Raw genomic sequence first — 21,252 nt, 5'->3', positions numbered from 1 at the left:
CCCCGCCACGAACTCGAGGTGTCGGCGCGCATGACGTCCGACAGTGCCCTGCTGCAGGACGTGTACCTGCGGATTCTTCGGGCGGCACGCGCCGAGGGCATAGGGCGGGACGCGCTGCCGGATTTCCTCGAGCTCGAGGACGGAGGCTCGCTCTGGTTGGTGGGGCAGGAGGAGCTCGTCGAGAGCGAGGTCGAGCGGGAACTCGAGGGCATTGTCGAGAAGTGGGCGCGTGAGCGGCAGGATGTGCCGGTCGAGATCACGCAGCGTTTGCTCACCTCGACCGTTCGCATTGGTCAGCACCGCTTCGCCAAGGCAGTGCTGACCAACCATGGCAACCGGTGCGTATTCTGCGGCATGGGGAGCGAAATTGGGGGACGTCGCCGGCCGCGACTGCTCACCGCGAGCCACATCAAGCCGTGGCGAGACAGCACCAACAAGGAACGCCTCGACCATCTGAACGGACTGACGGCCTGCCCCACACACGATGTCGCATTCGACACGGGCCTCCTCACCGTGTCCGAGGACCTCTCGATCGCATACGCAACCGACCTCGAACGCGCACTGCCGAGAGACGAACCGCTGCGTCGTGCCTTCGGCAAGCCACCGTTGGCCGACCGGTTGATTCTCCCGGCGAGCGCGGATCGGCCCGACACGGCGTACCTCGGGTGGCACCGAACCCAAGTTTTCGTGTCGCCACCCACGGCTGCCGAAGGTGTACGACCGATAGGGGAAAAGAGCTGCGCGCTCGAATGATTATGCGCGATTCGCCCGCAAGCCGTTCGACCGCAACGCTATCCGAATAGGGCGCGCAACTGCTCGTTGGCGTCGTCGCGGTCGAACCACTCCGGGTCGACGCGCTCACCCGGCCGCAGTCCCAGCCACTGCCGCACCTCGTCGTGGCGTTCGTGGCTCGGGTCGTCGGCTGCCGCCAGCATGTCCGACCATACCCAGGTCCCGCCGGAGTCCTCGGCCGGCGCCAGGCCGTGCCCGTCGACGCAGGCCGCGCGCGGAGCATTCGCATCGAAGTCGGCGACGGACTCGACGACGATGTCGTGCGTCCACCCGTCGCCGTAGTCGTACATGTAGGTCAGGGTGGCGCCCACCTTCGGTAGCACCGTCCCGATGGTCACCGTGCCCTCGTCGACGACCTCGTCCTGACCGTTCGCGAGCTCGTCGTCGACCTGATCGTCGGGCACGTACACGCGACCGCGGGTGAACGGCTCGCCCTTGGTGAACTGGTGCAGGTGGTAGTCCTCCCAGGCGAAGCAGCTCTGGATGACGAAGTGCAGATGCAGCAGACTCAGGGAGTTGTCGATCACCACGCGTCGCCACACCGGGGGCTCGCTGTTGCGCAACGAGATTCGCAGTGTGCACCGCGCAGGTGGGTGGATGGCGACGGGTGTCGCGTCGCCGAGGAGGATGCGCACGGCGGCCCGCACGGCAGGACGGCGAGGCGTCGGCACGCGGTAGCCGTCCGCGTCGTCGAGGATGCCGTCGGCGACGAATTCCTCGAGGCGGTCGACGAGCATGCTGCCGAGGAAGCTCGGTCCGACCGGCATGCCGGGGAACAGCACGGGCAGCGCGTGCAGGCGTTCCTCGGGGTCGGACGGCAGCGGGTGCTCACCGAGGCCGGCGGACAGGACGACGGCGGTCGCCTCGTCGAGGGCGGAATGGAACGCCTCGAGGCGCCCCTCGCCGCGCCGGCCGAGGGCGACGATGAGGGAATGCGTCACCGCGTCCCGGCAGAGGGCGAGGTACTCGCCCGGATTCCGGTCCGGATCCCGCCACACCGGCGCGGCAGGACCGGGCTTGACGACGGTCTTTCCGATCGAGGTCAAGTCCACCATGGCGGCAACGACCCAGGTCTGTTCCAGCACGGGAAGGTCCCACATCGACTGGACCTTGCGCGGTGCCAGATCCTCGCGCTTGCCGCCGACAGCGTCGAAGGCCTCCATGACCAGGGCGCGCTTCAGCGCTCCGGTCGCGGTCACGGGCCGGCGCTCACCGATCCAGTCGAGCAGGGCGTCGAGCCGTGCGACGACCGGCAGGGCCGTCAACGCGGCACGCTCGGTCTCGGGCTCGATCGTCGGCTCGTCGACCCGGGGGAGAGACGCGAGCTTCGATTCGATGTACGACACGAGCGTGGACAGGCCGTACCCGAGGTCCTCGTCGGCGCCGGTCCACCGGTTCGTCGCCTCGAGGAACCGCAGGAAGGCGGTGACATCCCCGGCGATGTGCGCCCGCGTCTCGTCGTCGTCCTCGACGAGATCACTGGTCAGCACACGTTCGAGCAAGTGGTCCACGTCGCGGCTGCGCCAGTGTGTCGCCGAGAATCCCTTGCTTGCCCGCGACAGTGCGTCGACCGCGTTCGCAACGCTCACCACGATCTGCTCCACCCGGTTCGGTGGGCAGATGGCGTTCTCCACCAGCCACCCGGCGAAGTCCGGCGCCAACGCGCGATACTGCTCCTTCGGTGTGCCCGCTAAGCGGCGACGCTCGGCCAACGACACGACGTTGTCGGGCTGCGGCTGAGTGGAGGATCCGCGACTCGACCCTGAGCGCTTGCGGGACATGGGCCTCCGACCTCGGTGGTCACGGAACAGTTCCCGCAGATGCTACCGGCTCGCCGCCGACGGATGCTCACGCAGCGACAGGGCGGTCGGGTGCGTCGACGTGACGGCACGGGCACCGCACGGCCCGGCCGTGCGGGTCGTCGGGCAGCCAGCCGTACTCGTCGCACCGGCCGCATCGGGGCGGCAGGGGAGAGCGGGGTAGGGGCAGCGACTGCCACAGCGGGATCCATGCGTGCGCAAAGCGCGTCGGATTGTTCGGTCGATGCGCCGACCGTGCCGCCGCGACCAGCGGCGGTACTCCGTGGGAGTCGATCAGTGCGACGATCTGGGAGCGCGCGGCGGCTGGCAGATAATCGAACGTCGCGGTCAGGCCGGCGGCGCGGCACGCGGTCGCCAGCTCGCCGATCTGCTTCTTCTCCGGAATGCTGCTCACCCCCTGCTGCCGCGCGGGCGGTGCCGTCGGCTCGGCGGCCGGTGAGGGGTTTGTTTCAGTCTCTTGGTCCTCAGTTCTTTGTTCAGCGCCGGGCTCACCGCTGTCCGGTTCGCCGGGGTTCGGATTTCCAGGCCCCGGCTCGGGCTTGACGGGCACCTCGTAGACGGTCTGGACGGTGATCCACTGGCCGTGCTCGTTCTGGCGACGCTCGGTGACGAGGTGGCCGTGCGCCGCCAGTTCCCGCATCGCGGACCGGATGGCGTCGCGACCCTCGGTCGGTGATTCCGCGGCGATCGCGTCGGAGCGGATGCGCCAGTCGGCCGGCTTCGACAGCAGCCAGATCAAGACCGCGCGGGCGCGGAAGGAGAGGTCCTTGTTGCCGATCGTCTCGTTGCGGACGACGGTGTAGTTGCTCGTCGGGCGCGGCGCGCGGCGCACGCCTCCGACGAGGGTACTGTTACCCACGTTCGACTCCCTTACAGTCGGACATCCGGCCCGTCGGGAGTTGCCGCTCCTGGCGGGCCTTCTTCGGTTGTGACCCTCGCGGGTGCGAGGGATGACACATGGTGGCACCGCGCTGTGGACGCGTCAATCGATTCGTCTCGCTGGTGTGGAATACGTTGTGGGCGAGCGGCAGTCGTAGTCTCGGCGTGTCGCGCTCACCGATACCCGGTCGCATCCGCGGGCAGACCGCGATCTTGAACCTCGACCATGTACCGCCAGCAGTCGGGTTGCGACCCGTCGACGTCGGTGAAGCCATACTCGCGCGCCAGCCCGCCTGACGAAAAGGAGCCGCCGTTGCGGCGATGCACGTCCGGATCCGCGGCCAGCGCCGCGACGGCCCGCCCGACGAACCTTGGCGACTCCGATATCGCGACGAAGTGTGGCACGGCGGCGTCGCGCCAGTTCTCCTCCGTGACCCCGAAGTGCTCGAGCATCATCTCCGACCGCATCCAGCCGGGCGTCAGCGCGACGGCCGTGCACCCGTGCGGCGCGAGCTCCTTCGCCTGCGAGAATGCGAGGCGAAGCATCGCGGACTTGACCAGGTCGTAGAACACCGAGAGACGAAAGTTCTTCGCGTTGTATTCGGCTGTGCCGTCGGTCATCTCGACGACGAGCCCACCGGAGTTCCGGATCAGTAGTGGCAGCGCGAAGTGGCTGGTGATCAGGTGCGTGTCGACCGAGAGATGCACCATCCGCAGTCCGCCCGCCAGGTCGTGCTCCCACAGCGGGGTCTCCCACTCGATGAGCTTCTCACCGCCCCAGATGTCGTTGATTAGGACGTCGAGGCGGCCGTGCTCGTCGTCGATGCGCTGCACGAGCTGTCGCACCTGTTCGGGATCGAGGTGGTCGACGGCGACGGGAATGCCGACCCCACCCGCGGCCGTCACCAGCTCGGCGGTCTCCTCGATGGTCTCCGGCCGGTCGTACTCGGAGCGGTGCTCGCGGGTGGTGCGGCCCGTGCAGTAGACCGTCGCGCCGGCCTCACCGAGAGCGATCGCGGTCCCGCGGCCGGCGCCGCGGGTGGCGCCGGCGACCAGGGCGATCTTGCCTTCGAGTGGCTGTGCCATGGCTGGCACGTTACTGCCCGGCACGGGTCGGAGGCAGGCGCGCTCGGCGTGGCGCAGTCGGCGGTGTCGTGAGCATCAGTCACTATGTTCGGGTGCGCCGGTGGGGCCGGCAGCAGAACAGTCGGAGGTAGGGCAGGTGCAGGTGATCGACACGCAGTCGCACGCGTCGGGTTCGCGGACGCTGCCGAAGGGTCATCGCTGGGTGGTCGTCGACGTCGAGACCTCCGGCCTGCGCGCCTATGCGCATCGGGTGCTCAGCGTCGCCGCGCTGGTGTTGCGGGAGGACGGCAGCGTCGAGCAGGAGTACTCGACGCTCGTCGATCCGGGTTGCGACCCCGGCCCGGTTCACGTGCACCGGTTGACGCGCGAACGGCTCGCCGGTGCCCCGCGCTTCGAGCAGATTTCTGGTGAGCTCGCCGAGGTGCTGGCCGGCGGGACGATCGTCGCCCACAACGCGGCCTTCGACTACGGATTCCTCGACGCAGAGTTTCGGCGCGCTGGAGCCGAGATCCCGGTCAAACACCGGCTGTGCACTCTCGCACTGTCGAGGCGGCTCGAGCTGGACGTGGCCGATCACAAGCTCTCCACCCTGGCCGCGCACTGGCAGGTCCAGCAGTTGCTCGAGCACGACGCTTATGACGACGCCCGCGTCCTCAGCGAGGTCTTCGTGCGCAGCGCCTCGCTCGCCGAGAGCCTGCAGCTGCCGCTGCCAGTGGTCGACTGCCTCAGCCGCAGGTCCGCCTACCCGGACTCCGTGCCGCGGGTGCCGTGCGAGTGGAAGAATCCCGGGCGGCTGTCGCTGGACGTCGGTCTGGTGCAGGGAATGAAGGTGGTGATCACCGGCCACACCACGACGCCCCGGGTCCCACTCGCCGGCCGCATGACCGACGCCGGCCTCGACGTGATGAACTCCGTCAGCCGCCAGACGAGCGTGGTCGTGTGCAACGACCCCGGAGTGCAGACGGGCAAGATCCGCAAGGCGATGGCCGAGGGCATTCCCGTCGTCACGGAGCAGCAGCTCGAGGACATGCTCACCCGGGTGTTGCCCGGCGAACCGAAGACGCGTCCCGTGACCGAGGTGGCCGCGCCCCCTGCCGAGCCGGTGATCGAACCTCCGCCGCAGCCGGAGACTGCTGAGTCCGTTGCATCGAGCCTTCCGGAGCGGATGCTCACGGGTCAGAAGCCGAAGCTGTGGCAGGGCCGACGAGTGCTGCTCCTCGGCGGTACCCATCTCGACGCCGTGCTCATGCGTTCGCGTCTCGTCCAGCTCGGTGCACGCCCGTCGCTCAACCTCACCGCGGCGGTCACGGACGTGCTGATGCTCGAAGGCGGCGACAGCGACCGGCGCATGCCACGCATCACCGCGCGCGAGCTCCCTGTTCTGACCAAGACGGACGTCAGCGCCGCGGTGGAGAAGGGCGTCGTGCCGTCGCACATGCGCATCGAATCCCGCATCTCCGCGCCGGCGCTCGCCCGAGGCGAGGTCATCGACCTGCCGGCCCGAAAGATGTCGTGGACGGTCAATGTCGCGTGGCGCGCCGAGACGGACGACTTCGACGTGGACGTCGTCGCCTTCCTGCTGGGAGAGGACGAAAAGGTCGACAGCGACGACGACTTCGTCTTCTACAACAACCCCACCGCCGAGGTCGGCGCAGTCGAGCTATCCATTGACGGAAGCAGCGAGCAGAGTGTACGGCTCGATCTCGCCGCGCTGCCGGACGAATGCGCGCGCATCGCGATCGCCGCGGCCATCGACGGCGAACGCACCTTCGGCGAGCTGGGGGCCGTGTCGGTGAGCGTGGACGGTGAGGACGGCACGGCGGCGACGTTCGTGCTCGACGCCGGTACCACCGAACGGACCATGGTCCTCACCGAAATCTACCGGCGGGCGGGGAAGTGGCGGCTGCGTGCGGTGGGGCAGGGGTACGACGACGGGCTGACCGAGTTGGCGGTGCGGTACGGCGTGGACGTCGACTGATCGAGTTTGTGTGGATTGAAACCCGGTAACCGAGCTCCGATCTGCACGAGCAGCTACTCGAACAGGGAACGGAGCTGTTCGGCGGCCTCGTCGCGGTTGAACCACTCCGGATCGACGCGCCCACCTGTCCGCAACCCCATCACTGCCGGATCTCGTCGGGGCCTTCGTGGCTCGGATCCCGACTGCGGCCAGCATGTCCGACCAGCTCCACCTGCCGTCGGAGTCCTAGAACGGTGCCAGGCCCTGCCGGTCACTCCACTGATCAAGTCCTGGCCTTACCACTCGCGGCGGATGAGGGACAGAATAATCGGCGGGGTGTTTCAATTGTCCGACTTCGGTACCTACGCTGCGGCAATAACTGTCACTTCGGGTTGGGCATCACGGTGACGATCGTGCTCGGACATGGTAAATCAACTTTCCAAGTAAGTGATAAGCGAAACCCATGGCAGGTGAGAATGTTATTCATGTTCATGCCAGCGCGTAAGTGAGCGCCCATTATGGAAATCGGTTCCCATAATGGGCAATGTCTGCTCCTACTTGCTGCCTGGCGTCCAGCGCAACTTCCATTTGTACGCCTTGTCGAGGTGGGACTGGTCACCCTTGATGTAGCGGACTTCGCGGTTGACATTGATCTCGCCGTTCTTGCTTTCCAGCAACGCAATCGCGCACATGGGCGCACGATTGTCGCCGGAATCGAGACGGACCTCGATCTCGGAACCAGAGGTTCGGTAGAGCGTGACCACTCCGTCCGCGGCAGCCCAGTTCGGCACCCCCTCATAGATGTACGCAAAGATGAGAATGCGTTTGAAGATCGACGGGTTGGACAGGTCGATGTAGAGGTTCTCGCCGCCCGCTACGGATCCCGTTCGGTCGTCCCCGTCGAGTTCGATGTACGGGTAGCTGTACCGCGATCCGAACGCTTCACCGAGGGCCTGGATGACGCCCTTGCTTCCGTCGGCCATCTCGTACAGGCAGCCGAGATCGAGGTCGATGCTGTTGCTGCCGGCAAGACGACCCAGGAACCCCTTACCGGAGCCTCTGGTGGTCCAGTTCAGGTTCACTCGCATGACCCCCTGCTCCTCGCCGGCCTTCACGAGGCTCACCGAGGGGGTGCTCTTGTCGAGAGTGATCTTGGAGAGGGTGACTGGCGGCGCTACCGGTGTCGACACGGGTGGACGGGACGGCGGAACTCCGCGGCGTTCCGTTGACGGATTGGGTGACGGTGCTGCCGGAGGAGTAGGTGTCGGCGCCGGTGGTGCCGGCTGGGTGACGTCCACACCGTAATTCGTGGCGAGCGCCGAAAGTCCGGTGTTCCATCCCTGCGAGACGTTGCGCACCTTCCACGTCCCGTTACGACGATAGACCTCCATCAGAATCGCTGCCCGCTCGGAACTCAATCCGCTTGCGGGTGCCTGAACAACCAGGCCGGTCGGTTGTTCGAGGGTGACGCCGAGACCGGGGACTGTTGCCAGGCTTCCGCTCACGCTCTCGTCCAAGGCCACCGCGATGGACAAAGTGTGGATGTGTGCGGGGATGAGATTCAGGTCCAACGAGATTCGATCCGCACCGATAAGCCGGACAGCGCCTTCGGGAGACTTGGGTTGGTTGAAGAAGATGAAATCGTCGTCGTTCCGTACACGCTGGTCCACCGTCAACTGGAAGGCCATCAGGTCGACTGTGCCCTGGCGTGCGCCGGACACGGACAATGTCGCGGTGCCGTCGTGGATAACTGTGTTCGCTCCGGGGGGAAGTGCAGGCATGGCGTGTCCGGCCTTACGGCCGACTCCTTTCGGCGGAGATGCGTGTGGGCAGCCGGGAATGCCGGCTGCCCACACGTTGAACTGATCAGGCGTTGACGGTTACCGACTCGGGCCGCGGATCTTCGTCCGCGTCCGCGTCAGCCTCGTCATCGGGGTTGTTCTTGTTCCGGATGATGCTGGTGGCGAGGGCCGCGAGGATCAGGAACACGCCGGTCAGGCCGGTGACGATCTCGCTGACATGGTGGCCGATCGAGTACAGCAGGATCAGCGCCAGGGCACCGATCGCCCAGTGAGCCCCGTGCTCGAGGTAGACGTACTCGGCGAGCGTGCCCTTCCGGACCAGGTAGACGGTGATCGATCGCACGAACATCGCGCCGATGAAGCCGAGGCCGAGAGCAATGATGATCGGGTCGGACGTGACAGCGAATGCGCCGATCACGCCGTCGAAGGAGAACGACGCATCCAGCACCTCAAGGTAGAGGAACAGGAAGAAGCCGGCCTTGCCGGTTGCCTTCGCGAGGTCGGTAGGGCCACCGGACGATTCTTCGCCCTCGTCATCGACGTTGAACAGCTCCCCGAGACCGTTGACGAGGATGTAGGTGATCATGCCGAGCGTGCCGGCGATCATCACCGTCGACGACTTACCTTCGGGTGCGAGGAACACCGCGGTGAGGACGAGAAGCCCGGACGCGACAACCACCGAGAGCTGGTCGAGCTTGCCGATCCGCTCCAGCGGACGCTCGAGCCAGGACAGCCAGGTGATCTCCTTCTCTTCGAAGATGAAGCCCAAGAAGAGCATCAGCAGGAACATGCCACCGAACGAGGCGATCTGTGGGTGCGCGTCGGTGATGAGGGTTTCGTAGCTTGCACGACCGTCGGGGAAGTAGGCCGCACCATCGGCCGGCGGATTGAGCGCCAGGTCCAATGCCGCGACCGGGCCGAGGCCGGAAGCTGCCCAGACGATGATGAGCGGGAACACGAGGCGCATGCCGAAGACGGCGATCAGGATGCCGATCGTGAGGAAGATCTTCTGCCAGAACTCGCTCATCCTCCGCAGCACAGTCGCGTTGATGACCGCGTTGTCGAACGAGAGTGAAACCTCGAGTACGCCGAGGATGGCTGCGAGCAGCAGGGCCTGAGGACCGCCGTAGAGGAAGGCGACGACCAGGGCGACAACAGTGACGGCGAAAGATGCGCCGAATATGCGCATAACCACGGACGTGGCCTTTCTCTATGGGTGCGCACACGTCGGGATGCTCTCGTTTCGAGCATCCCGACGGTTCACGCGGACTGAACTGAAGAATCAGGCGACGTTGACGCCGTAGTCGAGGGCGATTCCGCGCAGACCGGACGCGTAACCCTGGCCGACGGCACGGAACTTCCACTCCGCGTTGTGGCGGTAGACCTCGCCGAAGATCATCGCGGTCTCGGTGGAGGCATCTTCGGTCAGGTCGTAACGGGCCAGCTCGATGCCCGTGACGCGGTCGATGACGCGGATGTAGGCGTTGCGAACGTGACCGAAGGACTGGCCGCGAACGTCCGCGTCGTAGATCGACACGGCGAAGAAGATGTTCGTAACGGTGGGCGGAAGCGCAGCGAGGTCGACGTGGATCGACTCGTCATCGCCGTCTCCGTCGCCGGTCAGGTTGTCGCCCGTGTGCTCGACCAAGCCGTCAGGCGACGAGAGATTGCCGTAGAAGACGAAGTGCTTGTCCGAAAGGACCTTGTAGTTGGGGCCGGTGATCAGCGCCGACGCGTCGAGGTCGTAGGGCGCACCCGTAGTGGTGCGCTCGTCCCAACCGAGACCGACGGTGATGGTCGTGAGGTTGTCGGTTGCCTTGGACAGGGAGACGTTGCCGCCCTTGGCAAGAGAGACGCTCATGTGGGTCCTTTCGAATTTCTGCGTAGGCGTGTTTTCGACGTGGGGAGGATTGCATTTCGGATGCTGTCCGACCACGGGGAAGTTGAACTAAATTGCCGGGGGAGTGTCGCCGAATCTGGAGCAAGCACACACACCGAGGAGATCCTCGATGCCAGTGCGAGTGCTATCCGTCCATCTCGTGTGGCTGAACTCCTTCTGCGGGGTGCATCTTCTGGGCGTGCGACGCAAACGGCAGTATGATGCCGCGCTGTCTACTCCAGCCCCCGACAGACTGTTGGGCGACAACATAGCAGGTGCAACTAAATATCCGGAAGTGCAGATTGGCACGATCTCGACCGACCGGTTTCTGTTACCGGCGGTACTGGGACAGGCATGCGCCGGGTTGCTGAGCGGATGTAACAATCTCGGTGCCGGAGGCAGATGCATTCGGCGAGGGAGTCGGATCGATTGGGGGAGGTAGATGCGCAGGAGTATCGGAAGGGCACAGCGACCGTTGTTGTCGTAGCCGTTGTCTATGTTCGTCGGCGTTCCCTCCGTTCTCGTACGGAGCAACTTCATGGCGCAGTGGGGTGGTTGTGGATTCGAGGGAGAACGATCCTGAGCTGAAGGATCGTGTCCAACGCTTGCTGGCCTTCTTGTCCGAGCTTGTGAAGGCGCGTAGTGCTCCCGTCCGGGTCGTCGACAAACACCGCGCCATGACGGCGCTCGACGAAGGCAACTTGGATGTAGCCCTCAGTACCGATGCGTCTGCCGGCGACGTCGTGCTCCGGGCACGTCGTGTCCACCTGGAGGACCCACCCCGACCACCCGCTGCAGTCACTGCGTGGATCCGCGGTTCGACCGCGGATTCGACCACCGAACCCACGCTCGATCCCGATGTTCCCGACACAAGGGAGTTCGACGCATGGCTGACGAAGTGGCGTGCCTGGGCCGAGGTCGATCGTGAGCGGCGGCCCGCCTGGCATCTCCACGCCTTCCTTCAGCGCGCACTGCTCGACCTCGAGGCGCAGCCGGAATCCCTGGAACTCGTGATCGCGTCGGGACTGCTCCAGCTCTCGGCCGATTTTGCAGGCGAGCAGGTGCGAACGCACCTGATCACGCAGCCGACGTTGGTGGAACGCGACTCGGCATCGGGCGACCTCCTGGTCCGATTGGATCCCGAATCCGGTCCTGCGCTCGAAGACACACAGTTGTTGACCGGGCTCGAGGTCTTCGATTCGTCAGGTACCCGGAGTCTGCACGAATCGCTGGCTGCACGGGTGAGCTCACCCGTGGACCCTGCCGCACGGATCTTCCTCAAAGACTGGTCCGACCGAGCTCTGACGACCCGTGTCGAGGTCGTCGACCGACCCGACGAAGCTGCCTCGCCGGACCGACTGCTCACGCCGTCTCCTTCGCTGGTTCTGCGCAAGCGGGGTGCCTATGCACTGACTGAGTACTACGACCGCATGACGGCAGCGGCGGCCGACGAGACGACGGCAGTTCCCCTCGGGCTGGCACAGCTCGTCGAGGCGATCGAACCTGCCGATCGGGTCGCGTGGCTCGACAGGGCCGGTACGTCGTCCTCACTGCTCGCCGACGACCCACTGTTTCCGCTTCCTGCCAACCAGGAGCAACGCGACATCATCGATCGGCTCGCAGGCGACAGCGGTGTCGTCGTGGAGGGGCCACCCGGAACCGGGAAGACTCATACGATCGCCAACCTCGTGTCGGCGTTGCTGGCACGTGGTCAGCGCGTCCTGGTCACCAGCGAGAAGGCCCAGGCACTGCGCGTCCTTCGCGACAAGCTGCCTCTGGAACTGCAGGAACTCTGTGTTTCGGTCACAGACGCCGGCCGCGGTGGATCGGCCGAGCTGAACCGTAGCGTCAGCGAGATCGCAACCCGTAAGGCGCAGTTCGATCCGCGCCGGACCGCGGCCCGTATCGACGAGGTGGCGCAACGACGCGACACTGCATTGAGTCGCCGGGCGATGCTGACGGAGCGCATCCGCCAGGCTCGTGCGTCCGAGACGCTGGCACACGCGGATGTCGCACCCGGATATGCAGGAACGCCGGCCGAGATCGTTCGTAAGGTCACCGCGCAGAGCGCCAACCACGACTGGTTACGTGGCTCCCTCGGGACGGATACTCCACCACTCTCTCCGGAGGGGTTCCAGACGTTGCTCGCTCTGTCCGAACGGTCTCGGCCCGGTCGAGCCGAGCGTCGGCGGCAGCATTTCCCCGACCTGGAGCTACCGAGCCTCTCCGACCTCGAACTCGCCTGCGAAGCTGTTCGCAACGGCCCGGGTTCGGGCAGTGTCCCAACCTCGGGACTGCTTCGGATGTTGGAGGGCGCTGCTCCTGACGTTCTCGAGCGGATCCGCGAGCAGTGCGATCATCTGCAGCGTGCGCTGATCGATGTCGACGGTCTCGAACCCGCATTCCGGAACCTCGCCGACGCAGTACTGTCCGGCGGGATCGACTATCTGTGGGACAAGACCGCGCACATCCGCGAACTGGTGACCGTCGCCTACAACGCCGACGTCTTCCTCGGTACGACGACTGTCGTCGACACTCCGGTGGTCGGACGAAATGCGTTGCATGCCTACGACGCGCTCGCCAGGGCGCTCGAGGGCGGCGAGACGTGGCGAAGCGGACTCGCCCGTTTCCGCAGGAGCAACGAGCAGACCACGGTCGAGGCGCTGGGCAGGGTCGCCACCGTCGACGGCGTCGAAGCCACCACTGCGCCCCTCGCACGCGCGGTGGCCGAGCATCTTCGTGCGCTCGATGCCATCCAGTCCGTCGCTCTCATCCTTCGGGACCTCGGCGTCGAGATCGACACCTCGGGATCTCGCAGCCAGATGATCGGTGCGGCAGCGCGGGCCGCCCGAGCACGCGATCTGGTGGAAGTTCTGGCAACCCGCACCAGGGAAGTGGAGCTTGCGCTGCAGCAGGCGAGCCCAGGGGCGCCACGTATTGCGAGCCTGGATCAGGCACGGTCCGTTGCGACGGCGGCGCAAGCGATCGCTGCGGCAGGCTATGCGCAGGCGAACCGCTCCTGGCTCACGGATGTCGCATCTCGCGTCCGAGCCAGGATGACGCACGGAATTCCCCCGGAAGGACACGTGCTCGTCCGGGCCATAGAATCCGCCGAATTCGGCAGGATCCGTACGGCGATCGATTCCTGGCACGCTGCGGTCCGCGAGTACCAGGAAGAACTTCACCTCGAGTCGCTGCAGACCCGGTTGAGCGATGCCGCACCCGCATTGGCGCAGGCCGTGGCCGACAATCCCTCGTCCGCGGAGTGGTCGGTTCGCCTGAACTACATCGAGCAGGCATGGGCGTGGCGTCTGGCATACGACTGGGTGCAGCAGCACTCCTATTCCGTCGACGATCAGCATCTCCAGCACGAACTCGACGCGACAGAGAACGACATCGCGCAGCTCACCGCACAGTTGGCCGCGGAACGTGCATGGAGTGCGTGCCTCGAGCGAACGACGGCTGCGCAGGTCCAAGCGTTGCAGACATACCGCGATCATGTGGCCAGCATTGGAAAAGGAACCGGCAAGTACGCCGAACGGTTTCGTGCCGGCGCGCGCGAGGCGATGCAGGTGGCGCAGCAAGCGGTTCCGGCGTGGGTCATGCCTCTGCAACAGGTACTGGCGTCCATTCCTGCCGAACAGAACTCGTTCGACGTCGTCATCGTCGACGAGGCGAGCCAGGCCGACATCAGCAGCTTGTTTCTGCTGTGGCTCGCGCCTCGAGTGATCGTGGTGGGCGACGACAAGCAGTGTGCGCCCAGTGATGTGTCGTCGGGTGCGCTCGAAGGGGTCTTCACCCGGCTCGACTCGTATCTGCCCGACATCCCGAAGTACCTGCGCGACAGTTTCACCCCTCGATCCAGCGTCTTCTCGTTGCTCCGCTCGAGGTTCGGCAGTGTGATCCGGCTGCGCGAGCACTTCCGGTGCATGCCGGAGATAATCAACTGGTCCAGTGGACAGTTCTACGCCGATGCTCCGTTGGTGCCGGTGCGTCAGTTCGGGGCCGACCGTCTGCCGCCGCTGCGCACCACCTATGTCGAAGGCGGCGTGGTCACCGGACGGAACGCGACGCTCTCCAACAGGGTCGAAGCACGCGCCATCGCCGACACGGTCAAGCAATGCTTGTCGGACGAGGCGTACGACGGCAAGACCTTCGGCGTCGTCGTTCTTCAGGGACAAGCGCAGGTCGACGTCATCACAAACGAACTGCTCGACCGGTTGACGCCCGAGCAGTGGGAAGAGCGACGACTACGTGTGGGAACGCCGCCCGACTTCCAGGGCGACGAACGGCACGTGGTGTTCCTCTCGATGGTCGTCGCGCCGGAACAGAACATCATGGCAATGACGAAGACCGAGTACCAGCGACGGTTCAATGTCGCCGCGTCCCGGGCGCAGGACCAGATGTGGTTGTTCCACTCCCGCACCGTTGAGTCTCTTCGCTCGACCGACCTGCGGCATTCGTTGCTCACTTACATGCAGTCGACGTCGCCCGCGCCGGCAGAACCGATGCCCGAAGGTGTGACGCGCGACGATCGGCACCACGCGTTCGACAGCCTCTTCGAGCAGCGCGTGTTCCTCGACATCGTGGCCCGCGGTTACCACGTGAATCCGCAGGTGGAGGCGAACGGCCGACGGATCGATCTCGTGGTCACCGGTGCAGCCGGGAAGCTCGCGGTCGAGTGCGACGGCGATCATTGGCACAAGAGTCCCGAACAGCAGCGAGCCGACCTCGAACGCGAACGAGAGCTGCAACGCTGCGGATGGCAGTTCTGGCGTATCCGCGAGTCGGAGTACTACCTCGATCCTGTGGGATCGATGAGAGGTCTCTGGGAGGAGCTCGACAGGCGCGGTATCAGGCCGCACGTCGTCGGAGTGAACGACGTCGTCACTGCCGTGCAGGAGACCTGGACTCCGGTAGAGCTCGTGGAGGATGACTCGCCGGTCGACGACGTCGCCGATGCCCTCGATCAACCGATCCTTCCCCCGGAACCGGCCGTGGAGACCACGGAGCCCCAACCGGTTCACGTCGAGGTGCCCGCACCTCCAACTGCACCTTCGGTTCACTCCGATCCTGAGATCCTTGCGGACCCCGCTCCTGTTGTGCCGGAAGTGGAACCGCCAACGGTGCCGCAGGAGCAGATCGCACTTGCTACCGCAATCACGACCGCGCTGGCTGAGGGCCCCTTGCCCGTCAGCAAGATCGCGGCTCGGTTGGGGGAGGACTGGAAAGTGGTCCTTGCCGATCTCGACAGGCTGATTGCCGCCGGTCGGGTCGGTGAAGTCGCAGTTTTCGGAAAGCTGACGCAATACCACCTCTTGGATGCACCTCTGGGAGAAGTAGAGGACGCCCCGGCTTCCACGCTGGAAGAAAGCCCTCCGAACGTTGCGGTCCCCGAACCTGCCGCGGAGCAGACGATCACAGCAGACGAGCCGCAGGATCTCGCGACGTCGATAGTAGAGTTGCTTGCTTCCGGACCCCTGCCCGTCGGAAAGATCGCCGAACAGGTGGGTGAACACTGGAGGACTGTCCACGCCGGACTGGACCAGCTCCTTCTCGAGGGGCGAATCGAAGAGGTCACGGCGTTCGGGAAACTGACCGAATATCACCTCGTGGACGTGGCATCGCGGACCGAGAGCAGCGAGTTGCCGCTCCCACCCGACGTGGGCTCGCAGGCCGACACCCCGGCCTTGGTGCTACCGCCTGTGCAGACGCCGGTCGTTCCCGGCTGGGAGACCATTTCGGCGTCGGCGATCGAATCGCTCCCACCGAGTCTCGGGTCGCGGATTGGGGAGCAGCTCTCATCGGGACCGGTGTCTCTCGCGGATCTCGAGTTCCGGCTGAACGAGCCGCGGGAGCGAATCGAAGCCGTCGTGGACGAGCTGATCGCTCGGGGGCGTGCAGTATTGATGCCGGAACGCGGCCCGCGCGTATACGCCCTTGCGCCACCGGCAGATCGGGCAGTGGCGAACGACGAGAGCGCTCCTACGCCTCAGTCGGCTGTGACACCCCGAGCTGTCTCGGTGGCCGACCTGCCACCGGCACGTCTCGACTCGGTGGCGGAAATACTCATCACCGCTGCAGCAATCGCGGACCTGTCGGTGGAGCGAGCAATGAAGCTGAGCAGACTCGATCACGAAAGTGTCATGCAGATCATTTCTAGTCTGGAAGCAGACGGGAAACTGGTGCGTCGAGACGATGCTTCAGGACCCGTGTGGGGACGGGGTGACCGGTGACGACACCCACTTTGGCCGGACCACCCTTACGTGCCTGGCAACGCGAAGCTTTCGATGCCTGGATGAGGGCAGATCGTAGTGCCGTCGTCGAGGCTGTCACCGGCACAGGGAAAACGACGCTCGGAATCGCGGCAGTTGCCGACGGCGTCGCTCGTGGCATGGACGTCTTGGTCGTCGTGCCCGGGATCGAACTGCTCGAGCAGTGGCATCGCGCAATCCGTCGAACGCTCCCCGACGTCCCTGTCGGTCGTCGGGGTGGCGGTCACACGGACAACTTTGAAGACAAGCGAATTCTGGTCAGCACCGTGCACTCGGCGATCAGCACCTCCGCGCCGCAACCGTCGGGCCCCGCGCTGTTGGTGGCGGATGAGGTGCATCGGTACGGTGCGGTCACGTTCTCGAAGCTGATGACGGATCGATTCCCCGAAAGGATTGGTCTCACTGCCACTTTCGAACGGTCGGATGACGGTGTGGAGAGGTTCCTACTACCGTACTTCCGGACCGTCGTAGAAGGATGTAGCTACGAACGTGGGCACACCGACGGCATTCTTGCACCGGTGAACGTCATGCTCGTCGCGGTCCCGTTCGATCCGATCGAAGCCGTCGAATACCAGGAGTACGACGAGCTGGCCCGCAAGCTCCGAGGCGATCTGATCGAGAAGTTCGGGTGCGCCGGCGAGCCGTTCGGCGAGTTCATGCGCGACGTTCAATTGCTCGGCGGCGGCGACGGTGCAGATCGATCGACATGGGTGGCACGAAGGTATTTGCACGCATTCTCGAAACGTCGCTCCTTGCTCGCGGAATGTCGTGGTAAGCGAGAAGTGCTGCGTGGGCTGGGTGCGGTACTCAAGGAAACCGGTCAGGCTCTCGCATTCTCCGAGACACGCGAGTCATCGCGAGCTGCCGCGGAGGTCCTGCTCGACGAAGGCGTGCTGGCAGCACCTTTCACGAGCGACCTCAGCAGACCGGACCGAACGCGACTGCTGAACGAATTCAAGAACGGCACGCTCACGGCTCTCGTGGCGCCGAAGGTGCTGGACGAGGGCGTGGACGTCCCGGAAGCCGACGTCGGAATCATCCTGGCCAGCAGTAAGAGCAGGCGGCAGATGATTCAGCGGATGGGTCGGATCATCAGGCCGAAGTCCGACGGGAGACCTGCGTCGTTCCTGGTGATGTACGCGGAGAACAGCTCGGAGGATCCTGCGAACGGGGCGCACGGAACGTTCCTCGAGCAGCTCACCAGCATCGCCTCTCAAGTGGTTACGGTCTCTGGGGACGACGCTCCCGACCTTCTTCGGGAGTGGATGAACTCGGCCCGGAGCGACGACAAGGTCGAACCGGTGGCGTCCGGTGCACCGGTGATCGAACAACCCGCCCAAAGTTCGACTTCGGTCGAAGAGGTCGCTGCGATCGCGCAGCGTCTGATCGAAGAGGAAGTCCCCGAAGAAGCGGTTGTCGCCGGTACCGAGAACGCGGAGATCTCCGAGATCCTGCTGAACGTGGGGGTCAAGGGCTCGGTCGACGACTTCGACACCGTACTTTCGTGCCTGTCGATACTCGAACCCCGTCAGGTATCGGTGCTGGTCATGCGTTATGGGCTTGGTGGGCAGCAACCGAAGAGACAAGCAGAGATCGGTGCGCGGCTGGGGCTGTCGTCGAGCCAGGTCGGCCGAATCGAGCGGACCGCGATCGCGCATCTGGGCGACACGGTGGCCGGTCAGCTGTTGTCGGACGTCATGGCGCGGATGGAGAGCGTGTAGTGGCCCAGTGGTTCGAGGGGTTCGACGGTCAGATCGTTCTCGACGACGACTACGTGTGGATCCTGCGTGAAGACATTCCGGCCGACCTGACACATGGCACGGTGCTGCCGACCCTACGGGCGCATCGTGGAGCGGTGATCGGGACGGAGTTCCGGCCTGCCACCGCGAGCGATCTCGGCACGCTGAGGATCAAAGTCTCCAACGGTCGCGCTGCGCCTCGTGATCGTCATCCTTCGGGGTTCGATACGGTCCGGTTCTCGTTGACGAGCAACGACCGGTTCTCCACGGTCCATCTGCTCTTGGCCGCCACTGCGGCGGACGCGATGGAGACAGTAGCGCCGGACGACCAGTTGCGTGCAGCGTTGGATGAACTCGACGGCATTGCCACGCAGACCGAGTTGGCCAGCGTCCTGGGCGAGAGTCCCGACGTCATGCAGGTCGTGGACGGCGTGACTTGGAACGCCGTCGGAAAACTGTGGGTGGCAGCGGGAGGCACCTCGACAGTGTCTGCCGGCACTCGACTCGAGTGGATCCGCGCACTTCGAGAGCTGACACGGCGGGTCCCTGCGAATGCGGGGATCAAGACGTTGCAGACAGCAGTCGGGGCGACTGCACTGCGACACCTGGACAGTCAGCGCATCGGAGCCTTGTGGGAGTCCGTGCTGCCCGAGGTGTTGCCCCCGCGCGTGGAGGCTTCATCGAAGCATGGGAGAGATGAAATGGTGCCGGGCAAGCCTGTGCCGACACCACAAACTCCGACGCCGGAGCCGCAGGTGCGTCCACGGACGAGAGTGTGGACGACATGGGACTCCGCCACCAGCAATGACCGGGAAACACGCGCAGGTACCGCACGTGCCGGGCGTTCAACCGGTGCTGCCATCGAGTCGCCGAACGGGGTCGGTGGAACACGAGGAGACAAAGCACTCCGAGATCGAGATACCGCGTTCAGCGGAAGACGAATCCGTGTTCATCTCGATTGCGATGGGCACCGTGTGAAGGCGATCTTCGATCCGGAAACAGGAACAACGGAGATCACCTCGGCTCCGGTTCGAGCTCTGCTCGGCTCGGTGCATGCCGATCCCGATGCAGCCGCCGGTGCGGTCACTACCACGTTTCGACTGGGAGACGAAGGCCCGTTCGACGGTTGGCAGTTGTGGCGGATCGACGACAACTCCGGCCGGCCGCTCGCTGAGGTTCCCGAAGCGAGACCGGTTGTCTGACGATCACCGTAGCGCTTTACCGATGCAATGCCCACCCTTCGGGACGGCTTTGTAACGCCGGTCCGCGCCCGCGGTATCAACAGGCAAGCAGGGTGTTCATCAAGTTCGGAAAGTGATCGGTACCGGTAGAGAATGACTACGTCTGAGTTCTGTGTAAAGGGTCTGCGAGAGCTCGCCGCCGACGAGCGCTGCAATCCTCGAGCGGACGACCTGGAATTGCTGGCGAAGGACATCGAGTCCGGTGACTCCGACAAGTGGGTAGGCATCGACCTGCTGGCGGCATTTCCCGCGTCCACCACGGTGAGTGTCCAGAAGTTCGGAATCGTGGAGAGCCTTCTCGGTGCCCTCGCTGCCATAGCGGTCTTCGCGCCGGTGGCATGGACGTGGTTCAGCCTACGTGCTGCATCGCAGGCCTACTCGAACATGACCGCAGACGGCATCAGGCCCAACGACACCTTCCTGGGGCTGTGGATCTCGGGTTTCGATGGCTACCTGACAGGGTGGCATCGACTTTCGTGGGTTGCGCTGGTCTCGATTCTCGTCATCGTTGTGGCAGTCCTTCTCGTCATCGCGCAGCGAGTCGTCAGTAGTGCGGCAGACAAGAAGGAGGACGAGGAAGCAGTCGCTTTCGAAGCGCGCCGTATCAGCGTTCTCTGTGCCGCTCAACGCGAGATCGGTGGTCAGCATACGGCCGACCCGAGCGCCATCGAAGCGATCGTACGAAGCTCGATCAAGAAGCTCTCCGAAGCTCACGACGCGACGAAGGAAGGAATCGATCGCCTCAACGCGACGTCCGCCTCGCTCGAGACGACAGCTGCGACGATGACCGCAGCTGCCGATGCCACGCAATCCTCGCTTCAGGGTGTCGAGTACGCCGCGAAGGTCCTGGAGACGACCGCCGACGAGAGTCAACGACGAATGGCGAAGACCCTCGATCACTTCACCGACCAACTTCAGGATCAGCTCACGAAGGCGCAGTCGGAGACCGGTCGTGTCGTCGCACAATCGTCCGACGCGATCAGATCGACGATTGACGATCTCGTTGCCGGCGTCGCACTGATGGAGAGATCGCAGAGTGCCATCGCAGGCAGCGTCGACACGATGGACAGGCGCAGCGTCGACACCGGCCGCGAACTGCAGGCAGCAGTGTTCGAACTCCGATCTGCCGTGGAGGGGATCGATCGCTCTCTCCTCCGGCACGAAAGTGCGTTGCAGGCGCAGGCGTCGGATCTCACCGCCGCGCGCGATGCTGTCGAGATGATGCTGCGTCGACTCGAGCTCATGGGACACGAACAGAGCGGCGACCATGTCGAGACGGTCTGAGCGTCGCGGGCGGGGATTGCTCCGACCGGAAGCGCTCGCCGGTTGGATCTTCGCCGATCTGTTGATCGTCCTGTTCATCGTGGGGCTGGGTTCAGCCACAGCGCCGGAGATACCCGATCCCGCGGCCGTCGAGGAACCGTTGCCGAAAATCGTCGGCATGCGCCAGGATCCGGAGATCCTCACGATCGATTACGACGCCGGGGCACTGATCGGATCCGGTGCGGGATCCGAGGACGAAGGGCGGTTGGTGTGTGAGCGTCTGAACGACGTGACCAGTGCGCTGCAGGGCGAACGAGCCGCGCTCGCTCTGATATTCGGCGGTGGCAAAGATATCGGAGTGGCGCTCGAATCCGCAGTCCGGATCGCCGAACAGTTGCCCTGTGCAGCGCCTACCTTGTTCGATGGGACGACCACCCGCGACTTCTGGGACGGCTCCCTCCCGCGTGGAACCGCCCGCCTCGAAGTCTTCCTTTTCACGACCGATTGATTCGACCGAAG

The 21,252-nt window shown here is 64.9% G+C and carries 13 protein-coding genes and 1 pseudogene; 7 read left to right on the top strand and 7 right to left on the bottom strand.

Features of this window, described 5'->3' with window-relative positions; translation table 11 throughout:
* The coding region (locus tag OEY_RS27900; protein ID WP_010592279.1) for an HNH endonuclease at positions 1–753 on the top strand (753 nt) is incomplete at its 5' end.
* Between the two features lie 38 nt (positions 754–791).
* Here OEY_RS27900 and OEY_RS0102025 read toward each other — a convergent pair.
* The 3 genes from OEY_RS0102025 to OEY_RS0102015 form a co-directional block, all read right to left on the bottom strand.
* Entirely contained in the window at positions 792–2,453 is a 1,662-nt protein-coding gene (locus tag OEY_RS0102025; protein ID WP_010592278.1) for a plasmid pRiA4b ORF-3 family protein, read from the bottom strand.
* A 187-nt stretch (positions 2,454–2,640) separates the two neighbouring features.
* On the bottom strand, positions 2,641–3,444 hold the full coding sequence (locus tag OEY_RS0102020) for a hypothetical protein (RefSeq protein ID WP_010592277.1): 804 nt from the start codon (positions 3,442–3,444) through the stop codon (positions 2,641–2,643).
* A 221-nt stretch (positions 3,445–3,665) separates the two neighbouring features.
* A complete protein-coding gene (locus OEY_RS0102015; protein WP_010592276.1) occupies positions 3,666–4,577 on the bottom strand; it encodes an SDR family oxidoreductase in 912 nt (303 codons plus the stop codon).
* A 136-nt stretch (positions 4,578–4,713) separates the two neighbouring features.
* Here OEY_RS0102015 and OEY_RS0102005 point away from each other — a divergent pair, with 136 nt between their 5' ends.
* Positions 4,714–6,555: a TerD family protein gene (locus OEY_RS0102005; protein WP_010592275.1), complete on the top strand. Its 1,842-nt coding sequence runs from the start codon at positions 4,714–4,716 to the stop codon at positions 6,553–6,555.
* Between the two features lie 533 nt (positions 6,556–7,088).
* On the opposite strand, the gene OEY_RS31080 is transcribed toward OEY_RS0102005, so the two are convergent.
* The 4 genes and pseudogenes from OEY_RS31080 to OEY_RS0101985 form a co-directional block, all read right to left on the bottom strand.
* Entirely contained in the window at positions 7,089–7,724 is a 636-nt protein-coding gene (locus OEY_RS31080; protein ID WP_010592274.1) for a TerD family protein, read from the bottom strand.
* A gap of 123 nt (positions 7,725–7,847) precedes the next feature.
* Positions 7,848–8,315: pseudogene (locus OEY_RS31075) on the bottom strand (TerD family protein); the annotation flags it as partial.
* Between the two features lie 85 nt (positions 8,316–8,400).
* The gene (locus OEY_RS0101990) at positions 8,401–9,531 is read right to left on the bottom strand and encodes a DUF475 domain-containing protein (RefSeq protein ID WP_029539861.1); all 1,131 of its coding nucleotides are present in this window, start codon (positions 9,529–9,531) and stop codon (positions 8,401–8,403) included.
* 87 nt (positions 9,532–9,618) lie between these two features.
* Positions 9,619–10,197, bottom strand: coding sequence for a TerD family protein (locus OEY_RS0101985; RefSeq protein WP_010592272.1), 579 nt, complete (start codon positions 10,195–10,197; stop codon positions 9,619–9,621).
* 623 nt (positions 10,198–10,820) lie between these two features.
* Here OEY_RS0101985 and OEY_RS0101980 point away from each other — a divergent pair.
* From OEY_RS0101980 to OEY_RS0101950, 5 genes are all read left to right on the top strand, one after another.
* On the top strand, positions 10,821–16,451 hold the full coding sequence (locus OEY_RS0101980; protein ID WP_010592271.1) for an AAA domain-containing protein: 5,631 nt from the start codon (positions 10,821–10,823) through the stop codon (positions 16,449–16,451).
* On the top strand, positions 16,448–18,211 hold the full coding sequence (locus tag OEY_RS0101975) for a DEAD/DEAH box helicase family protein (RefSeq protein WP_029539860.1): 1,764 nt from the start codon (positions 16,448–16,450) through the stop codon (positions 18,209–18,211). The genes OEY_RS0101980 and OEY_RS0101975 overlap by 4 nt, the downstream gene beginning before the upstream one ends.
* A complete protein-coding gene (locus OEY_RS30345) occupies positions 18,211–19,431 on the top strand; it encodes a hypothetical protein (protein ID WP_157179983.1) in 1,221 nt (406 codons plus the stop codon). Before OEY_RS0101975 ends, OEY_RS30345 begins: the two co-directional genes overlap by 1 nt.
* A 132-nt stretch (positions 19,432–19,563) precedes the next feature.
* Positions 19,564–20,754: a hypothetical protein gene (locus OEY_RS0101955; RefSeq protein ID WP_157179982.1), complete on the top strand. Its 1,191-nt coding sequence runs from the start codon at positions 19,564–19,566 to the stop codon at positions 20,752–20,754.
* A 16-nt stretch (positions 20,755–20,770) separates the two neighbouring features.
* Entirely contained in the window at positions 20,771–21,241 is a 471-nt protein-coding gene (locus OEY_RS0101950) for a hypothetical protein (protein WP_010592268.1), read from the top strand.
* Positions 21,242–21,252: the final 11 nt, after the last annotated feature.

It is taken from the genome of Rhodococcus sp. P14, assembly GCF_000256505.1.
GTDB classification, from domain to species: Bacteria; Actinomycetota; Actinomycetes; order Mycobacteriales; family Mycobacteriaceae; genus Rhodococcus; species Rhodococcus ruber.
The sequence above is the reverse complement of the archived record's forward strand: the minus strand, read 5'-3'. Positions and strand labels throughout refer to the sequence as shown.